This is a genomic window from Vibrio gangliei, from assembly GCF_026001925.1.
GTDB lineage: Bacteria > Pseudomonadota > Gammaproteobacteria > Enterobacterales > Vibrionaceae > Vibrio > Vibrio gangliei.
In genome coordinates this window covers 1,819,781-1,837,829 of record NZ_AP021869.1, presented here as the reverse complement: position 1 = coordinate 1,837,829, position 18,049 = coordinate 1,819,781, and the positions used below count along the sequence as shown (strand labels likewise).

14 protein-coding genes and 11 tRNA genes are annotated in these 18,049 nt (G+C 44.1%); 3 read left to right on the top strand and 22 right to left on the bottom strand.

Translation table 11 applies throughout. The annotated features are described in order from the left end of the window. Positions 1 to 121 precede the first annotated feature (121 nt). From lnt to miaB, 5 genes are all read right to left on the bottom strand, one after another. Positions 122 to 1,645: an apolipoprotein N-acyltransferase gene (gene lnt / locus Vgang_RS08450; RefSeq protein ID WP_105900961.1), complete on the bottom strand. Its 1,524-nt coding sequence runs from the start codon at positions 1,643 to 1,645 to the stop codon at positions 122 to 124. A gap of 35 nt (positions 1,646 to 1,680) precedes the next feature. After that, positions 1,681 to 2,586 carry a CNNM family magnesium/cobalt transport protein CorC gene (corC, locus tag Vgang_RS08445; RefSeq protein WP_105900962.1) on the bottom strand — a complete coding sequence of 302 codons (906 nt, stop codon included), beginning with the start codon at positions 2,584 to 2,586 and terminating at the stop codon, positions 1,681 to 1,683. A gap of 111 nt (positions 2,587 to 2,697) precedes the next feature. Further along, positions 2,698 to 3,162 (bottom strand): rRNA maturation RNase YbeY, encoded by a 465-nt coding sequence (ybeY, locus tag Vgang_RS08440; RefSeq protein WP_105900963.1) that lies wholly within the window; start codon positions 3,160 to 3,162, stop codon positions 2,698 to 2,700. 15 nt (positions 3,163 to 3,177) lie between these two features. Next, on the bottom strand, positions 3,178 to 4,320 hold the full coding sequence (locus Vgang_RS08435) for a PhoH family protein (RefSeq protein WP_105900964.1): 1,143 nt from the start codon (positions 4,318 to 4,320) through the stop codon (positions 3,178 to 3,180). A gap of 118 nt (positions 4,321 to 4,438) precedes the next feature. Next, entirely contained in the window at positions 4,439 to 5,863 is a 1,425-nt protein-coding gene (miaB, locus tag Vgang_RS08430) for a tRNA (N6-isopentenyl adenosine(37)-C2)-methylthiotransferase MiaB (RefSeq protein WP_105900965.1), read from the bottom strand. Between the two features lie 280 nt (positions 5,864 to 6,143). On the opposite strand from miaB, the gene Vgang_RS08425 reads away from it, so the two are divergent. Then, complete coding sequence (locus Vgang_RS08425; protein WP_105900966.1) at positions 6,144 to 7,325, top strand: 2-octaprenyl-3-methyl-6-methoxy-1,4-benzoquinol hydroxylase; 1,182 nt, start codon at positions 6,144 to 6,146, stop codon at positions 7,323 to 7,325. Between the two features lie 70 nt (positions 7,326 to 7,395). Here the strand turns inward: Vgang_RS08425 and Vgang_RS08420 are convergent, their stop codons facing one another. From Vgang_RS08420 to lolB, 17 genes are all read right to left on the bottom strand, one after another. After that, the gene (locus tag Vgang_RS08420) at positions 7,396 to 8,433 is read right to left on the bottom strand and encodes a lactonase family protein (RefSeq protein ID WP_105900967.1); all 1,038 of its coding nucleotides are present in this window, start codon (positions 8,431 to 8,433) and stop codon (positions 7,396 to 7,398) included. 166 nt (positions 8,434 to 8,599) lie between these two features. Further along, positions 8,600 to 8,684 (bottom strand) — tRNA-Leu (locus tag Vgang_RS08415). 204 nt (positions 8,685 to 8,888) lie between these two features. Next, positions 8,889 to 8,963 (bottom strand) — tRNA-Gln (locus tag Vgang_RS08410). A gap of 83 nt (positions 8,964 to 9,046) precedes the next feature. Beyond that, positions 9,047 to 9,131 (bottom strand) — tRNA-Leu (locus tag Vgang_RS08405). 105 nt (positions 9,132 to 9,236) lie between these two features. Then, positions 9,237 to 9,311, bottom strand: a tRNA-Gln gene (locus Vgang_RS08400). An 83-nt stretch (positions 9,312 to 9,394) separates the two neighbouring features. Continuing rightward, positions 9,395 to 9,479, bottom strand: a tRNA-Leu gene (locus tag Vgang_RS08395). A 108-nt stretch (positions 9,480 to 9,587) separates the two neighbouring features. Further along, positions 9,588 to 9,662, bottom strand: a tRNA-Gln gene (locus tag Vgang_RS08390). A gap of 83 nt (positions 9,663 to 9,745) precedes the next feature. Beyond that, a tRNA-Leu gene (locus Vgang_RS08385) sits at positions 9,746 to 9,830 on the bottom strand. Positions 9,831 to 9,930: 100 nt separating this feature from the next. Next, a tRNA-Met gene (locus Vgang_RS08380) sits at positions 9,931 to 10,007 on the bottom strand. A gap of 114 nt (positions 10,008 to 10,121) precedes the next feature. Continuing rightward, a tRNA-Gln gene (locus tag Vgang_RS08375) sits at positions 10,122 to 10,196 on the bottom strand. Positions 10,197 to 10,279: 83 nt separating this feature from the next. Beyond that, a tRNA-Leu gene (locus Vgang_RS08370) sits at positions 10,280 to 10,364 on the bottom strand. 100 nt (positions 10,365 to 10,464) lie between these two features. Beyond that, positions 10,465 to 10,541, bottom strand: a tRNA-Met gene (locus Vgang_RS08365). 310 nt (positions 10,542 to 10,851) lie between these two features. Next, positions 10,852 to 11,943, bottom strand: a complete 1,092-nt coding sequence (gene ychF, locus Vgang_RS08360; RefSeq protein WP_105900968.1) for a redox-regulated ATPase YchF — start codon at positions 11,941 to 11,943, stop codon at positions 10,852 to 10,854. Positions 11,944 to 12,018: 75 nt separating this feature from the next. Beyond that, complete coding sequence (pth, locus tag Vgang_RS08355) at positions 12,019 to 12,609, bottom strand: aminoacyl-tRNA hydrolase (RefSeq protein ID WP_105900969.1); 591 nt, start codon at positions 12,607 to 12,609, stop codon at positions 12,019 to 12,021. 170 nt (positions 12,610 to 12,779) lie between these two features. Beyond that, a complete protein-coding gene (locus Vgang_RS08350) occupies positions 12,780 to 13,724 on the bottom strand; it encodes a ribose-phosphate pyrophosphokinase (protein ID WP_105900970.1) in 945 nt (314 codons plus the stop codon). A 27-nt stretch (positions 13,725 to 13,751) separates the two neighbouring features. Next, on the bottom strand, positions 13,752 to 14,669 hold the full coding sequence (ispE, locus tag Vgang_RS08345; RefSeq protein ID WP_245879865.1) for a 4-(cytidine 5'-diphospho)-2-C-methyl-D-erythritol kinase: 918 nt from the start codon (positions 14,667 to 14,669) through the stop codon (positions 13,752 to 13,754). Continuing rightward, the gene (lolB, locus tag Vgang_RS08340; RefSeq protein ID WP_105900972.1) at positions 14,669 to 15,382 is read right to left on the bottom strand and encodes a lipoprotein insertase outer membrane protein LolB; all 714 of its coding nucleotides are present in this window, start codon (positions 15,380 to 15,382) and stop codon (positions 14,669 to 14,671) included. Before lolB ends, ispE begins: the two co-directional genes overlap by 1 nt. Positions 15,383 to 15,609: 227 nt before the next feature. Here lolB and hemA point away from each other — a divergent pair, with 227 nt between their 5' ends. After that, positions 15,610 to 16,869, top strand: a complete 1,260-nt coding sequence (hemA, locus tag Vgang_RS08335; protein WP_105900973.1) for a glutamyl-tRNA reductase — start codon at positions 15,610 to 15,612, stop codon at positions 16,867 to 16,869. 91 nt (positions 16,870 to 16,960) lie between these two features. Beyond that, complete coding sequence (gene prfA, locus Vgang_RS08330; RefSeq protein ID WP_105900974.1) at positions 16,961 to 18,049, top strand: peptide chain release factor 1; 1,089 nt, start codon at positions 16,961 to 16,963, stop codon at positions 18,047 to 18,049.

Sequence of the window (18,049 nt, the reverse complement as noted above, 5' to 3'; positions counted from 1 at the left end):
CAGGAATTGTTGCTAGTTCTTAGGTGTGGAATTAATGAAGAGGCTGAGGAAGCTGAATAGCAATATCGTCAGCTAGAAAAGGCATTCGGAGTGAATGAAGCCACTCCGAATGCTAGAAAGATTACGAGTGTTGATGGCGTTTACGTTGATACAAAGTGATGGCTAAGCCTATTCCACACCATAAATACAATAACCAGCAACCAATGAAGGTATATGGCGTATTGCCGCTAGTGGAAGTGACTTCCGCTTTCAACACTTCTGTTTGAAATTGTGGTACTTGCTTAGTGATTTTACCTTTGTAGTCGGTTACCGCGGTGACACCATTATTGGTCGCACGGATGAGGGGTTTACCTAACTCTAAAGCGCGCATGCGAGCAATTTCCATGTGCTGCAGTGGTCCAATAGAGTCACCAAACCAAGCATCATTGGACAGCGTTAAAATGAAGTCAGTATCATCGGTGACATTATCACGCACTTGATCGCTGAAAATAATTTCATAGCAAAGTGCCGCCAACAGATGTCGACCGTGAGCCACTAAATTGGGCTGTATGTATTCCCCGCGTTGAAATGATGACATTGGCAGGTTAAAGAAAGGGGCAATAGGGCGCAGCAAGTCACCAAAAGGCACAAATTCACCAAATGGTAATAGGTGATGTTTACTATAACGTTTTGCCGTGTCGTAATCGTAAGGGCCGAGTCCGTTGTCACCAAGTGTGAGGACATTATTGTAAAATAGCCCCATGTCATCTTGTGATAACACGCCGGTGATCAGCGCACTATTGTTGGCTTTGGCGGCGGTATCTAAGTTATGCAAAAACGCCGGTAAGTCGGACTCTAAGGCTGGAATGGCCGCTTCTGGCCAAATGATAATATCCGTACCCCAATTAGCGCGGCTCATATCAGTATATTTCATCAGTGTTGGCCAGCGGTGACTTGGAACCCACTTCATCTTTTGGTCGATATTGCCCTGAATCAAAGCGAAAGACGTCGTCGTTTCAGGGTTTGGTTTTACCCAATCGACTTGGTTTAAGCCTATGCTGACGGCAAAAACACCCACTGGCAAAGCAAGATATTGCCATTGTTTATTTAATAGCGTGATGGCAAGGCCGCCGGCAATGAGCCATAGTGCTAAAGTAATGGATTCCACACCTGATATCGGTGCAAAACCATTGAGTGGGCTATCAATCTGGCTATAGCCTAACCAAAGCCATGGAAAACCGGTCATCACCCAACCACGTAAACAATCTGTGATGAGCCATAAAATCGGGGCGGCAATGACTAAGCGTAGCGCGTTAGTTTTGGCAAAGAAGCGATTGAGTAGTGCGCCGAATAAAGCCGGGTATAACGCCAGGTAAGTAACGAGTAAGGCCATTAAACCGACGCTAGCGATTTTAGGCATACCACCAAAGGTATCAATACTGACATGAACCCAGTTAATACCAGTGCCAAATTGACCTAAACCCCAAGCCAAAGCAATCCAAAAACCCATCTTTGTGGTTTGATTATTCAATAAAAGCAATAAGACAAAAGGGCTTAAAATGGCAATTGGCCAATAAGAGAAAGGAGCAAACGCGAGGGTTGTTAATGCGCCAATAAAGGCGGCTAAAATCAGCCGCCCGATGCGCGAAATCCAAATGGTTTTCATCGTTTAATTGGGTTCACTATAGTGCTCGTAAGCGATCAGTTATCTTGAGCTTCGCTATCAAGATTCGCTTCAGAGTTATTTGGAATGGTGACTTGTAATTGAATAACTTTACGGTTATCCGCTGCCGTCACTTTAAAGTTATAACCATCGATTTCAACCGATTCACCACGTTCAGGTAAATGGCCGAAAGCCAATGTAACTAAACCGCCAATGGTATCCACTTCTTCATCGCTGAAGTTGGTACCAAAGGTGTCATTAAAGTCTTCAATATCCGTTAAAGCTCGCACTGAAAAGGTATGCTTGCTGAGTTGGCGAACATCCGCAGCTTCTTCATCATCAAATTCGTCTTCAATTTCACCGACGATTTCTTCAAGAATATCTTCGATAGTGACAAGGCCGGAAACCCCACCAAATTCATCCACGACGATGGCCATGTGATAGCGTTCTTCACGAAACTCTTTGAGTAGTCGGTCAACGCGCTTACTTTCAGGTACCACGACCGCCGGACGAACCACTTCACTTAGAACAAACTCATCGCTATCGGAAACGAGGTAACGCAATAAATCTTTAGCGAGTAAAATGCCTTCGATATGATCTTTATCTTCGTTAATCACTGGATAACGTGAGTGCGTGGCATCAATAATGAGCGCAGCTAATGAAGCAAGATCGTAATCTCGGCTAATGGTCACCATTTGTGAGCGTGGGATCATAATGTCACGCACACGCATTTCAGAAATTTCCATCACTCCTTCAAGCATATCTCGCGTATCTTGATCGATAAGATCATTTTCTTCTGAATCGCGAAACACTTCGACTAACTCTTGGCGATCTTTGGGATCTCCCTGAAACAAGTGAGTTAGGCGCTCAAAGAAGGATTTTCTACTGGGACCATCGGATTTATCGTTGCCTTCATGCTGAGAAGGCGAGGTACTGTCGTTCATGTTCACTCTTTAATTAATTCTACCAAAAGCGGGTAGCACGCTAAAAAACCAATCAAGATCGCTCTTAAATAGGTTTATATTCTTTATTCTTTATTCTTTATTCTTTATTCTTTATTCTTTTTCAGCTAAATAAGGATCATTGAAACCGAGTTTTTGCATGATTTCGGTTTCCAATGATTCCATTTCTTCAGCTTCATCATCTTCGATATGATCATAACCTAGCAGATGAAGCGAGCCGTGTACAACCATATGCGCCCAATGTGCTAATAAGGGCTTATTTTGCTCTTTTGCTTCTGCTTCAACCACTTGTTTACAAATGATTAAATCACCAAGCAGGTCAATTTCAATGCCCGGTGGCGTTTCAAACGGGAAAGATAGCACATTAGTAGGCTTATCTTTACCACGATAGTCACGATTCAATTGCTGACTCTCTTGTGACTCAGCAATACGAATAGTCACTTCAGCTTGCGGTTGAAACAAAGTAATGGCAGATGATAACCATTGCTGAAATTGCGCTTCCGTTGGAAGGTTAGTTGTGTCTTCGACTGCAATTTGTAGGTCGAGTTCAATCGTCATAATCTGCCTAATTACCTATTCAGAATCAGAGTTATCGGTTTCAGTAGCAGCACTATTTGTTAGAGAGTGGCTACTTTGTGGGTTCGCGGCAGAAAATAGGGCGGCCGCTTGTGCTTCACGGTGTTCACGCTCTTCACGACGACGCTTTTCAATCGCTTTCTTTTCTTTTTGATCTTGCGCTTCCCATTTCTCATACGCATTGACGATACGAGCCACCACAGGGTGACGTACCACGTCATCAGCTAGGAAGAAATTAAAGCTGATGTCATCGACTTCGGACAGCACTTCAATGGCATGGCGAAGACCCGAACGCGCACCACGAGGTAAATCGATCTGAGTGACGTCACCGGTGATCACGGCACGTGAATTAAAGCCAATACGGGTTAAGAACATCTTCATTTGTTCTACCGTAGTATTTTGGCTTTCATCGAGAATGATAAAGGCATCATTTAAGGTTCGGCCACGCATATAGGCGAGCGGAGCAACTTCAATGACATTGCGCTCAATCAGTTTTTCGACACGCTCAAAACCGAGCATTTCAAATAACGCATCATAAAGTGGACGCAAATAAGGGTCGACTTTTTGGCTTAAATCACCTGGCAAGAACCCCAGTTTTTCGCCTGCTTCCACTGCTGGACGCGTCAGCAAAATACGGCGAATTTCTTGACGCTCTAACGCGTCCACCGCAGCCGCAACCGCAAGGTAAGTTTTACCTGTACCAGCAGGACCAATACCAAAGCTGATATCGTGGGTGACCATGTTGACCAAGTATTGAGCCTGGTTTGGTGTGCGCGGCTTAATCACGCCTTTTTTGGTTTTAATAAACACTTCTTTGCCGTATTCCATCGGCTGCTCATTATGCTGCTCAAGAATACCGGATTCTTTTACCGCAAGATGAATTTGCTCTGGTTCGATATCTGGAATCGTGCCACGCACCGGTGCGGTATCGACGTATAAATCTTTAATAATCTCTAGCGCCGCCGCTGTCGTATGAGGCTTACCGGTAATGGTAAAGAAGTTGCTACGGTGGTTAATTTCAACGCCTAAACGACGTTCTAGATGTTTGATATTGTCATCAAAAGGACCACATAAACTAGATAGTCTGTGGTTATCGGAAGGTTCTAAATTGACTTCAAGCGTTACGATTTTATTGCTCACTGTTTCCCCTCGCTACAAACGGTTCATTATTCTTTACTCGTTAGAATATTCTTTAGCTAGAACAATAGATTTGGCAGAATAACGAACCGTTTTTACTTATCTTATTTCTAAGATGGTGTTAGGGCATGAAAGTAACAACCCCTAAATCATCTTCTTTTCGAGTTTTTTTCATCATTTCTGCTGGAGAAACGGCGGTACGTAAGCCCATCTCTGCTTCTGTACGGATTAATTCACCGCGTAGAGAGTTCGGGAAAACGTCGGTAATTTTCACATCAACAAATTGGCCAATCAAGTCAGCAGAACCTTCAAAGTTCACCACTCGGTTGTTTTCAGTACGACCACGTAGTTCCATTAGGTTTTTCTTAGATGGACCTTCAACCAAAATGCGTTGCTCGGTATCTAGCATTAGACGAGAGTAACGCATCGCTTGAGCATTGATCTGTTGTTGAAGTTCATATAAACGCTCTTTTTTCTCTTCTTCAGAAACATCGCATGGGTAATCCGCTGCTGGCGTACCTGGGCGTGGTGAGAAGATGAAGCTAAAGCTCATATCAAAATCTACGTCTTTAATGAGCTTCATAGTGTCTTGGAAATCTTGTTTTGATTCACCAGGGAAGCCAACAATAAAGTCCGAACTGATTTGAATATCAGGACGTGCTTTACGCAGCTTACGAATAATCGATTTGTATTCGATAGCGGTGTGTGGGCGCTTCATCATAGTCAAAATACGGTCTGAGCCACTTTGTACTGGCAAATGCAAGAAACTAACCAGTTCAGGCGTATCTTCATACACGGCGATGATGTCATCACCAAATTCAAGTGGGTGGCTGGTGGTGAAACGAATGCGATCGATACCGTCAATGGAGGCCACTAGGCGTAATAATTCGGCAAAAGTGCAGATATCACCATCATGAGTCGGGCCACGATATGCGTTCACGTTTTGACCCAGTAGGTTGACTTCACGCACGCCTTGCTCGGCAAGTTGAGCAATTTCAAACAATACGTCATCCATAGGGCGGCTGACTTCTTCACCGCGCGTATAAGGTACTACGCAGTAAGTGCAGTATTTTGAGCAGCCTTCCATGATCGATACGAATGCCGTTGCACCTTCAGCACGAGGTTCAGGCAGGCTATCGAATTTCTCGATCTCTGGGAATGAAATATCCATCACAGGACCTGTGTTAGCCTGTGATTGTTTGATCATTTCAGGTAGACGGTGCAAGGTCTGAGGACCAAAAATAACATCAACATAAGGGGCGCGATCTCGGATATGGTCACCTTCTTGGGTCGCCACACAGCCACCTACGCCAATCACCACACCTTCTTTTTTGTCTTTCAGTGTTTTCCAACGACCTAGCTGATGAAACACTTTCTCTTGTGCTTTTTCACGAATAGAACAGGTATTTAACAGTAATACGTCTGCTTCCGCTGGATCTTCAGTTAGCTCATATCCATTTGCGGCATTAAGTAGGTCGGCCATTTTTGATGAATCGTATTCGTTCATCTGACAGCCCCAAGTTTTAATTAGCAGTTTCTTACTCATTTCACATTCGCTCGTATTAAATCAGTGTTGGGTTGAGCTTTTGCTCATCATTTCGTGCAGAAATCCGGTTAATAGATTAAGCCAAGATCCAGCAAGCCGCGTATTGTACTGCTTTAAATGCAACCTGACTAGAGCTAGAGACGACAAAGCCTTGATTGAATTATAGACGTATTTTTAATATGGAAATATGGAGGCTTAAACTTGAATAATTTGAGGAACATGGCTGAAAAAATTGTAGGGTAGAGTAGAATGCGTTCAAGATATTTTTTTGAGGTTTGGTATGACCAAGTTTGATGTAGTGATTGTCGGTGGTGGCATGGTCGGGGCAGCATTAGCCCTAGGACTGGCGAAGCAGAAAAAGTCGGTCGCATTAGTTGAAGGTCGCGCACCTCAGTCGTTTGAGCATTCTCAACCTATGGATCTGCGTGTTTCTGCTATTTCAAAAGCATCGGTGGATTTGTTTAAGAAACTCGGCGCTTGGGAATCGGTGACCAGCAAGCGAGTGACGCCTTACTTAGGGTTAGAAACTTGGGAACACCCTGAATGCCGCACGCGCTTTCATGCTAAAGAGATCGGGTTAGATAAGCTGGGTTACATGGTCGAAAATCGAATTATGCAGCTAGGTTTGTGGGAGCAGTTTTCCCAACACCCTAACTTAACCCTCTTTTGCCCAAGTAACTTAGATAAGATTGAATTTGGTGTTGAGTCAAATACTGTGATTTTGGATACCGGTGAGCGGCTGGCAGCACAATGGGTTGTGGGCGCGGATGGTGCAAACTCGAAAGTGCGTCAGCAAGCGAATATTGGTATCACTGCATGGGATTATCGTCAGCGTTGTATGTTAATCAATGTGGCGTTGCCAAACTTACCGGATGGCCGTGTACGTGATGTGACTTGGCAGTGGTTTACCCCTTCAGGCCCACGTTCTTTCTTGCCACTCGCGTCGACTCAAGATGGTATTCAGCAAGGCTCTTTGGTGTGGTACGACAGCCCAAAGCGTATTAAGCAATTACAATCGATGTCACCAGAATCGTTAAGACAAGAAGTGCTTACCCATTTCCCTCAAGAACTAGGCGATATTCAGGTGTTGCAAGCCGGCTCATTCCCGTTAACACGTCGTCACGCGCAAGCCTATTTTGCCAATCGCTGTGTTTTGGTTGGTGATTCTGCTCATACGATCAACCCGCTCGCAGGACAAGGCGTGAACCTTGGCTTTAAAGATGTGTCGGTATTATTAGACACTATTGCCGATAAAGGCTTGGAGGGCAACTTAGCATTTGTTGATTATGAAAAGCAGCGCCGTAGAGATAACCTGTTAATGCAATCGGGAATGGATTTCTTCTATAAGACTTTCAGTAACGAAATTCTGCCATTAAAATTGATGAGAAATGTCGCATTGAAAGCGGCTGAGCATTCTGGCGAGATAAAAAAACAAGTCCTGAAATACGCGCTGGGGCTATAGCGTTCATTTTAATATTCAAATAAAACAGCTTGCACTTTCGCAAGCTGTTTTATTTTTGTTTCGAATTTCCTCAGACAAATTTCACACAGGTGGGTGAGGGGATTTTATGTCTGACGTTTGTATCTTGTAGTTCACCCGTTTGGTTATTACGTTTGAATACAGCAAGGTTATGGCTGAACTGATTGGCGATCACAAGCCAAGCCCCGTCTTCTGAAATGGCAAAATCTCTCGCAAATTCACCACCACAATCTATCGAAAATTGATGAGTGCATTCTCCAGTTTGTCCATCGAATGCAAAAAATGAAATTAAGTTTTGACGCCTTCCTGTTACATACACAAATCGTTCATCCGGCGAAAATTTAATTGCCCCTGCTGCTTGGCCATTGTCGGTATCCGGCAGAGCTGGTTGAGAGTGCAATACCTGCCATTTATTTTTCACTTTATGCAAGGTAATCAATTGCTCTGATATTTCGCATAACACCAATCCGAAAGTTTCATCTTTAGTGAAAACTGCATGCCTCGGGCCACTTTCGTTGTCTAAAGTGAGGCTATAGGAATCGGATGTTGTAAATGCGTTTGTTGTTGGATCAAAAGGAAAGATACGTACACAGTCACAACCGAGATCAACGGTAATTAGCTCGCGGCTTTGTGAAAGCAGCATGGCTTGGTGGGCGTGTGACTCCACCTCCTCAGAGCCAGCAAGTGCTTGGCTGTCTATTGTCTGAATGTGCTCAGCAATGATGCCTTGATTGTCACTGGAAAAAATGTCGACATGACCTGTACCGTATTGGGCGGTTGCGACCAATCCTAGGTTAGTATTCCTCTCTACATAACAAGGGGTGCTGCCGCTGAGGGCGTGCTTGGCAATCAGCGTCGCTTTATCATTAACGAATTGATATTGGCAGATAGTAGGAGATTGAGTCTCTAAGACTTCTGAGATTACCGTTAGTCGGTGGTTACAATAATCAAAGTAGGAGGGGTGCTTAAGAGCGATATTTAGAGGCTTAATGTTGAGTTTGGCGGTTTGAGCATCGAGTGTCGCACGATACAGACCATTTTGCTCGTCTTTATCCGTATAACCACTAATGATAAGAGAGAGAACTTCCATATTTTTATCCTACTTTATAAACAGTTACGGCTATCTTGAGATTACTTAGGTATCAATGAGAAAGAAACGAAAATTAAGAAATGAAAAGTGATATAGGTAACAAAGTTAAGAAAGAGGTAAGCAGTAAATACGACAAAGCCCACAATGAAGTGGGCTTTGAAGATGATGGTGCGGACGGAGAGACTTGAACTCTCACACCTTGCGGCGCCAGAACCTAAATCTGGTGCGTCTACCAATTCCGCCACGTCCGCAAACACGTGTCTAGAAAACTCGTTTCTAGTTTCTCGAATGTTACGAACATACTAATTGATGAAATATGCTCTTCGAGATACGACATTCTAAACAGAATATCGTGTTAAATAGTGGCTGGGCTACCTGGATTCCGATGACAGGGAATGTTCAAGGTAACGAATCAAAAGCCTCCGGCTATGTGACTCACTTCCAACGCTAAAAAATGGCTGGGCTACCTGGATTCGAACCAGGGAATGCCGGCATCAAAAGCCGGTGCCTTACCGCTTGGCGATAGCCCAGTCGACGAAACTCGAATTTTCGTTACTCGTCGCTCGATGTTTTTTCGAGAAACGAGACTCGATAACCGAGAAACGTTTATTCATGGTGCGGTCGGAGAGACTTGAACTCTCACACCTTGCGGCGCCAGAACCTAAATCTGGTGCGTCTACCAATTCCGCCACGACCGCAAAACCGTGTCTGAGATTACCTCAGTTATCCCGATAAAAAAAGCAAGCTGATTGGCTAAGCTTGCTCTCGAGATTCGACACTCTAAAAGAATATCGTTTTAATAGTGGCTGGGCTACCTGGATTCGAACCAGGGAATGCCGGCATCAAAAGCCGGTGCCTTACCGCTTGGCGATAGCCCAGTCGACGAAACTCGAATTTTCGTTACTCGTCGCTCGATGTTTTTTCGAGAAACGAGACTCGATAACCGAGAAACGTTTATTCATGGTGCGGACGGAGAGACTTGAACTCTCACACCTTGCGGCGCCAGAACCTAAATCTGGTGCGTCTACCAATTCCGCCACGTCCGCAAATACGTGTCTGAGATTACCTCAGTTATCCCGATAAAAAAAGCAAGCTGATTGGCTAAGCTTGCTCTTCGAGATACGACACTCTAAACAGAATATCGTCTTAAAAAGTGGCTGGGCTACCTGGATTCGAACCAGGGAATGCCGGCATCAAAAGCCGGTGCCTTACCGCTTGGCGATAGCCCAGTCGACGAAACTCGAATTTTCGTTACTCGTCGCTCGATGTTTTTTCGAGAAACGAGACTCGATAACCGAGAAACGTTTATTCATGGTGCGGTCGGAGAGACTTGAACTCTCACACCTTGCGGCGCCAGAACCTAAATCTGGTGCGTCTACCAATTCCGCCACGACCGCAAAACCGTGCTAGGGAAATTCCCTAGTCGCTCGATAATAAACAGCTGATTGGTGAAGCCGTTACGAGCAACGAACCTCTAAAAGACATTCGTTTTAAATATGGTGGCTACGACGGGATTCGAACCTGTGACCCCATCATTATGAGTGATGTGCTCTAACCAACTGAGCTACGTAGCCAATAGTTACTGAGTAACTTTGAGCCGAGAAGTATAACCAAATACTTTCTGGACTTCTAGTCTCGAAATTGTTTTTCGAGAAACGAGACTCTAAAAAGAATATCGTTTTAAATAGTGGCTGGGCTACCTGGATTCGAACCAGGGAATGCCGGCATCAAAAGCCGGTGCCTTACCGCTTGGCGATAGCCCAGTCGACGAAACTCGAATTTTCGTTACTCGTCGCTCGATGTTTTTTCGAGAAACGAGACTCGATAACCGAGAAACGTTTATTCATGGTGCGGTCGGAGAGACTTGAACTCTCACACCTTGCGGCGCCAGAACCTAAATCTGGTGCGTCTACCAATTCCGCCACGACCGCAAAACCGTGCTAGGGAATCACCCTAGTCGCTCGATAATAAACAGCTGATTGGTGAAGCCGTTACGAGCAACGAACCTCTAAAAGACATTCGTTTTAAATATGGTGGCTACGACGGGATTCGAACCTGTGACCCCATCATTATGAGTGATGTGCTCTAACCAACTGAGCTACGTAGCCAAATTTTATTGCCTTTGAAGCATTTATTGTTTTTGAAATATTTATTTCTTTTAAAACAACTGCTGTGTCTCAAGGACGGAGCGCATTATGCGTATATGGGCCTCGAGCGTCAATAGTTTTTTTTTAATAAATGACGAAACTAGTATCGTTCGACCCTTTTTTAAACAAAAAGCTTTGTTTGTGAACAAAATGGCATATTTATGCTGTGTTTTTTGGTGAAATCAATCCTATTAGATGTCATTTTTTCGTATAAAAAAAGCCAGCAAAGAGGCTGGCTTTATTCATTTTCTAATGATCTTATGCTGAAAAATTAGACGTTAAAGCGGAAGTGAACCACATCACCATCTTTTACGATGTAATCTTTACCTTCTAGACGCCATTTACCTGCTTCTTTTGCACCACTTTCACCTTTGAACTGGATAAAGTCGTCATAACCAACGACTTCCGCACGGATGAAGCCTTTTTCAAAGTCCGTGTGGATTTTACCTGCAGCTTGTGGAGCGGTTGCGCCTACCGGAATTGTCCATGCGCGTACTTCTTTCACACCTGCAGTGAAGTAGGTTTGAAGGGTTAATAGTTCATAGCCAGAACGGATCACACGGTTAAGCCCCGGCTCTTCAATACCCAAATCTGCTAAGAATTCATCACGATCTTCTTCGTCTAGTTCTGACATTTCAGATTCAATCGCCGCACAAACCGGTACAACAACTGCATTTTCAGCTTTAGCGTATTCACGGACTTGATCTAGGTATGGGTTATCTTCAAAGCCATCTTCATTGACGTTAGCAATGTACATGGTTGGTTTTAGTGTTAGGAAGTTCAGATAACCTACTGCTGCTAATTCTTCTTTTGATAATTCAACAGAACGCGCCATACCGCCTTCAGTGAAAACGGGAAGCAGCTTTTCTAGTACGGTGATTTCAAATTTAGCGTCTTTATCACCACCTTTCGCTTTTTTCGCTTGGCGTTGAATAGCACGTTCACAGCTATCCAAGTCAGCTAAAGCCAACTCTAGGTTAATGATTTCAATGTCTTCGATAGGAGAAATACGGCCTGCAACGTGCACAATGTTTTCGTTTTCAAAACAACGAACAACGTGTCCAATTGCGTCAGTTTCACGGATGTTCGCTAGGAATTTGTTACCTAAGCCTTCACCACGAGATGCACCTGCAACTAAGCCTGCAATATCAACGAATTCCATTGTTGTCGGCAAAATGCGTTGTGGATTAACGATTTCTGCTAAAGCATCAAGACGTAAATCCGGCACAGGAACAACGCCTGTGTTTGGCTCAATCGTACAGAAAGGGAAGTTTGCTGCTTCGATTCCCGCTTTTGTCAGTGCATTAAACAGAGTGGATTTACCTACGTTAGGTAAACCGACGATTCCACATTTGAAACCCATGATATTAACCTTCTTTCATTCGGCCAATCTGCCGACTTATGTTGTAATTTGTGACAGTAATTCTAACGTTAAGGGTTATTTAGCCTTGAACGTATGTAATCGATTTTGTGCTTTAGCAAGACCATCTTTAAGCAGAATATCTAAACTGCGTACCGACTCATCCACCACCGTATCGAGTAATTCTTGCTCTTTTACTGGCGCTTTACCTAGTACATAACCAGCGACTCGGTCTTTATGGCCAGGGTGACCAATACCAATGCGCAGGCGATAAAATTCTTTGTTATTAGCTTGTTTGGCGATGATGTCTTTCAAGCCATTATGACCGCCGTGACCACCACCTTTTTTAAATTTAGCGACGCCAGGGGGGAGATCCAGTTCATCATGCGCAACCATAATCTCTTCTGGTTTAATTTGATAAAACTTGGCAAGAGCTGCAACCGCTTTACCGGATAGATTCATGAAGGTTGTTGGGATCAACAAACGTAGATCTTGTCCGTTCACCATAATACGTCCGGTGTAACCAAAGAATTTGCTTTCGTCTTTCAAAGTAACATTATGGACTCGAGCGAGTTCTTCTACCACCCAAGCACCCGCATTATGGCGAGTTTTGGCGTATTCTGGCCCAGGATTGGCAAGGCCAACAAGTAATTTAATCGGTTGAGTCAAGGCTATCACTCTCTTTTCAAATTTAAAAAGCGCGGCATGATAGCATATTTTTTACCGTGTTGGGGACAGTGACAAACAATAAAAAACCACCTTGCCGTAAAGCAAAGTGGTTTAATCTTTTTCGAGTTTCGAGTTTCGAGTTTCGAGTTTCGAGTTTCGAGTTTCTGCTATTAGTTAAACATCGCAGAAATAGATTCTTCGTTACTGATACGGCGAATCGCTTCAGCTAGCATGCTTGAAAGTGTTAATTGCGTCACTTTACCTGTGGCTTTCATCTCTTCTGTCAGCTTGATTGAGTCAGTGATGATCACTTGGTCAAGTACAGAGTTTTTGATGTTTTCAGCCGCTTTACCAGAGAATACAGCGTGAGTCGCGTAAGCAAATACACGTTTCGCACCACGTTCTTTCAGCGCTTCAGCCGCTTTACATAAAGTACCACCAGTATCGATCATGTCATCAACGATCACACAGTCGCGACCTTTAACATCACCGATTAGGTTCATTACTTCAGATACGTTAGCACGAGGACGACGTTTATCAACGATAGCGATGTCTGTGTCATCAAGCATTTTCGCTGTTGCGCGAGCACGTACCACACCGCCTAGATCAGGAGAAACCACAACTGGATCTTCAAGGTTACGAGACTTCATATCTTCCATTAGTACAGGTGTACCGAAGATGTTGTCTACAGGAACATCGAAGAAGCCTTGGATTTGCTCTGCGTGTAGGTCGATAGTAAGAACGCGGTCAACACCAACGTTAGAAAGGAAATCTGCAACAACTTTTGCAGTGATTGGAACACGAGCTGAACGGACACGACGGTCTTGGCGTGCATAACCAAAGTAAGGAATAACGGCTGTAATACGGCCAGCAGAAGCGCGGCGCATTGCATCGATCATTACGACCAATTCCATTAAGTTGTCGTTGGTTGGGGCACAGGTAGATTGAATGATAAATACATCACTACCACGTACATTTTCGTTGATTTGTACTGCAACTTCACCATCAGAAAAACGGTTAACAGTTGCATCACCAAGGGAAATGTAAAGACGATCGGCAATACGTTGGGCTAGTTCAGGTGTGGCGTTACCAGCAAATAGCTTCATATCAGGCACGGTGGAAACCTCGGGTTGCGTCCAGTTTTAAATTGAGTTGTGGTTGGCTTGTTTGTAGTCAGCCAAAGTCTTATGAAGTGGTGAAACGTTCACCCCTTTGGCGATAAAGCCGAAGACACTATTTAATTTTGTATGGTCGTTGAATTTCTCAAGAACAACTTCGGCTTCTTGCTGAGTGTCAAACTCGGCAAACAGACATGAACCCGTTCCGGTCAATCTCGACGGCGCATATTGTAGCAGCCATGAAAGTTGCTTAGCAACCTCCGGATAGAGCAAAGTGACGATTTTTTCGCAATCGTTTCCGTAGGGCTGCTGTAAAAGTGTATCCAGATCTCGTTTTGCGGTGTTTCTTGTTAAATCTGGGTGAGTAAAAATGTCAACCGTTGCAATGTTTGTTTCAGGTTTGATCACCAAATACCACTTTTCTGTTGGCGATGCTGGCGTGAGCTGTTCACCGACACCCTCAGCAAAAGCGGCATGACCACGTACAAAAACAGGCACATCAGCACCGAGTGTCAAACCTAAAGTGGCGAGCGTGTCGATGGAAAAATCTAATTGCCAAAGCGTATTGAGTGCTACCAATGCCGTCGCTGCATTAGAAGAACCGCCACCGAGCCCGCCGCCCATAGGCAGAACCTTTTTCAGTTGAATATCAACGCCTAACTCTTGAGCCTGTGGATTGCCTTGCTTTAACGCTTCTGTTTTTAGAATTTGTACGGCTTTCCAAATCAAGTTGTCTTCTAAGCTCACGCCTTCAATCGCGGGGGATAGTGTGATGTCACCAGTGAGATTAGGAGCAAAGGTCAGCGTGTCACCAAAATCAATAAACTGAAACAAGGTTTGCAGTTCATGGTAGCCGTTATCTAAACGGCCAGTGATATAGAGAAATAGGTTTAATTTTGCCGGAGAGGGCCATTCAATTTTAGCTAAATCGAGTTGTGACATTAGATGATCCATTTGCTGATCAGAATTTTGATTTCCGTTTGATCTTGGGTGAGCTGCATTTGTTTCGGCAAAGTAATGCTCGCTTGATCGGTTTGTTCAACACTTTGATAGTTGATGTAGTTTAACGTCCAATCTTTATTGTTGATGTTCTTTTTCAAACTGGCCACGGTATTGGAATCATTAAAGCTCACGCTGTCAGCTTGGCTGGGTAAGCCTTTTAGCCAATCGGGCAGTTGGCTAACTGGAATGGCTAAACCGGTGAGGTTTTTGATCAAAGTATCAGCTTGTTTTGCCGTTTGAACTTTGCCATCTGAGGTGGTCACCATGGCTCCGCTTGGTAGCATTTGTACAGTGAGAACCGTTTGTCCAAATACAGAAAGTAATTTGAGCTCGCTATAGCTAGAGGCGTGAGAGAAAATAAAATTGAGCGATTGACGATGCTCTGGATCTTTGTAGCCAATTTTGCCTGTTGCTTTAAACGTGTGAATGCTTTCTAAGGTGCTTTTTTGCGCCTGCCAATCCACGGAGTAATTTTCTTGGCTTGGAGGAACACTACTGCAACCTGCTAAAGCCAGCATGGTAAATGAAAGTAAAGCCAGTGAAAGCGTTCGTAAGCGAGCACTTACCCCTGCTTGTGATTTCAGTTTGGCTTGTAAAAATGCCAGTAAATGCATGGGAAGAAGGAATGTTGAAGGCAAAAGAGTGGGAGACAAAACAGCTTCCTTAGACAGTCTAAAAGTGTGGCGACTATATCATATATTTCATTTTTATAGCGTAGAAAGCCGCAAAATTAACGTAATCTTGCCATTGAATTTTCACTGGATATAAAGGGAAGATGAGCGAGAAATTTGGCAATTAGCGATGATGGCCCTTTCATTCATAGAGGCCATCAAGTAAAATTGCTGCCCTTTTATAACGAATTTCAGAGTATTCCCACTAGATGTCCCTGCTTGCTATTGGTATCAATCACAATACTGCGTCGGTTGAGTTGCGAGAAAAAGTTGCCTTTTCTCCTGAAAAACTGTCTGAAGCTTTAGCTCAGATAGCGCAAAGTGATGCCATAAAAAGCGGTGTCATTGTATCGACATGTAACCGTACTGAAATTTATTGTGATTTGAAAAAAGGCATCAGCAAATCTTATGTTATTGATTGGTTGATGAACTTCCATCAGCTTGATTCTGATGAAGTGATGTCATGCCTTTATAGTTATGAAGAGCAAGCGGCAGTACGACATCTTATGCGCGTAGCCTGTGGTTTGGATTCTTTGGTTTTAGGTGAACCTCAGATTTTAGGGCAGGTAAAACAAGCCTATGCTGAGTCGACAGAATTAAAAGCCGTTAATGGCATGACAGAAAAGCTGTTCCACAAAGCATTTTCGGTCGCTAAACGCGTACGCACAGAAACGGCAATTGGTGGCAGTGCTGTGTCAGTCGCGTACGCTGCTTGTATTCTCGCCAAACAAATTTTCGAATCGATGAAAGAGGTCACTGTGCTGTTGGTTGGCGCAGGAGAGACGATTGAATTGGTCGCTAAACACATTTCCTCGACCAATTGTAAAAAAATCATTGTGGCTAACCGCACTCTAGAGCGAGCTAAAAATCTGGCGGATCAGTTCGGTGGTGACACCATCACGTTATCTGAAATCCCAGAACACCTCGCTAGCGCAGATATCGTGATCAGTTCAACCGCCAGCCCATTGCCGATTATCGGTAAAGGTATGGTGGAAACTGCGCTGAAAAAACGCAAGCATCAACCCATGCTTTTGGTCGATATTGCAGTGCCGCGTGACATTGAGTCACAAGTTGGGGATCTCGATGATGCTTACCTGTACAGCGTGGATGATTTGCAAGGCATCGTAAATAAAAATATCGAGCAACGTAAAGTCGAAGCGATTCAGGCTGAAGCGATCGTGTCTGAAGAAAGCGCGGCCTTTATGACATGGTTACGTTCATTACAAGCGGTAGATAGCATTCGTGATTACCGTGAACAGGCGAACGAAATTAAAAACGATTTACTGGAGAAAAGCTTGAATGCACTTGCTTCAGGTGGAGATCCAGAAAAAGTATTGCGTGAATTGAGCAATAAATTAACCAACCGCCTTATCCATACTCCGACTCGTGCAATGCAAGTGGTGGCAGAACAAGGCGAACCAGAAAAACTTACCATTATTCGTCAAAGTTTAGGCTTGGATGAATTGTAGCTACACTCAAGCTAGCTTCATCCTAATTCATATACCCAAGTAACTTGGATATATCATCTAATTTAATTATTACTCTAGAAAGAACCTAATTATGAAATCGTCAATTCTGACTAAATTAGAAACATTGGTTGAACGTTATGAAGAAGTTCAACATCTGCTTGGTGACCCTGACGTCATTGGCGATCAAAACAAATTCCGTGCGTTATCAAAAGAATATTCTCAACTTGAGGAAGTGACGAAATGCTTCCAAGCCTACCAACAAGCACAAGAAGACTTGGTGGCAGCAGAGGAAATGGCACAAGAAGATGACGCAGAAATGCGTGAAATGGCACAAGAAGAAATCAAAGAAGCCAAAGCGACGATTGAACGCTTAGCCGATGAATTGCAAATCTTGCTGTTGCCAAAAGATCCGAATGATGATCGTAACTGTTTCTTAGAAATCCGCGCCGGTGCGGGTGGTGATGAAGCGGGTATTTTCGCTGGTGATTTATTCCGTATGTACAGCCGTTTTGCTGAGAAAAAAGGCTGGCGCATCGAAGTGATCAGCTGCAATGAAGCAGAACATGGTGGCTATAAAGAAATGATCGCCAAAGTGAACGGTGATGGTGCTTATGGTGTATTGAAGTTTGAATCTGGTGGTCACCGTGTGCAGCGTGTGCCTGCGACCGAATCACAAGGTCGTGTACATACTTCAGCGTGTACTGTGGCGGTGATGGCAGAAATTCCAGAAGCCGAAATCCCTGAAATTAAAGCGTCTGATCTGAAAATTGATACTTTCCGTTCATCAGGGGCTGGTGGTCAGCACGTTAACACCACCGATTCAGCCATTCGTATTACCCACTTACCAACCGGTACCGTGGTTGAGTGTCAGGACGAGCGTTCACAGCATAAGAACAAAGCCAAAGCGATGGCAGTATTAGCGGCGCGTATTATTCAAGCGGAAGAAGCCAAACGTGCTGCGGAAGAATCGGACACGCGTCGTAACTTGCTTGGCTCTGGTGATCGTAGTGACCGTATTCGCACTTATAACTACCCACAAGGTCGTGTTTCAGACCATCGCATTAACCTAACGGTTTATCGTCTAAATGAAGTGATGGAAGGGGACTTGCAAAGCCTAGTTGACCCTGTGATCCAAGAGCACCAAGCGGATCAATTGGCGGCGCTGTCTGAGCAACACTAA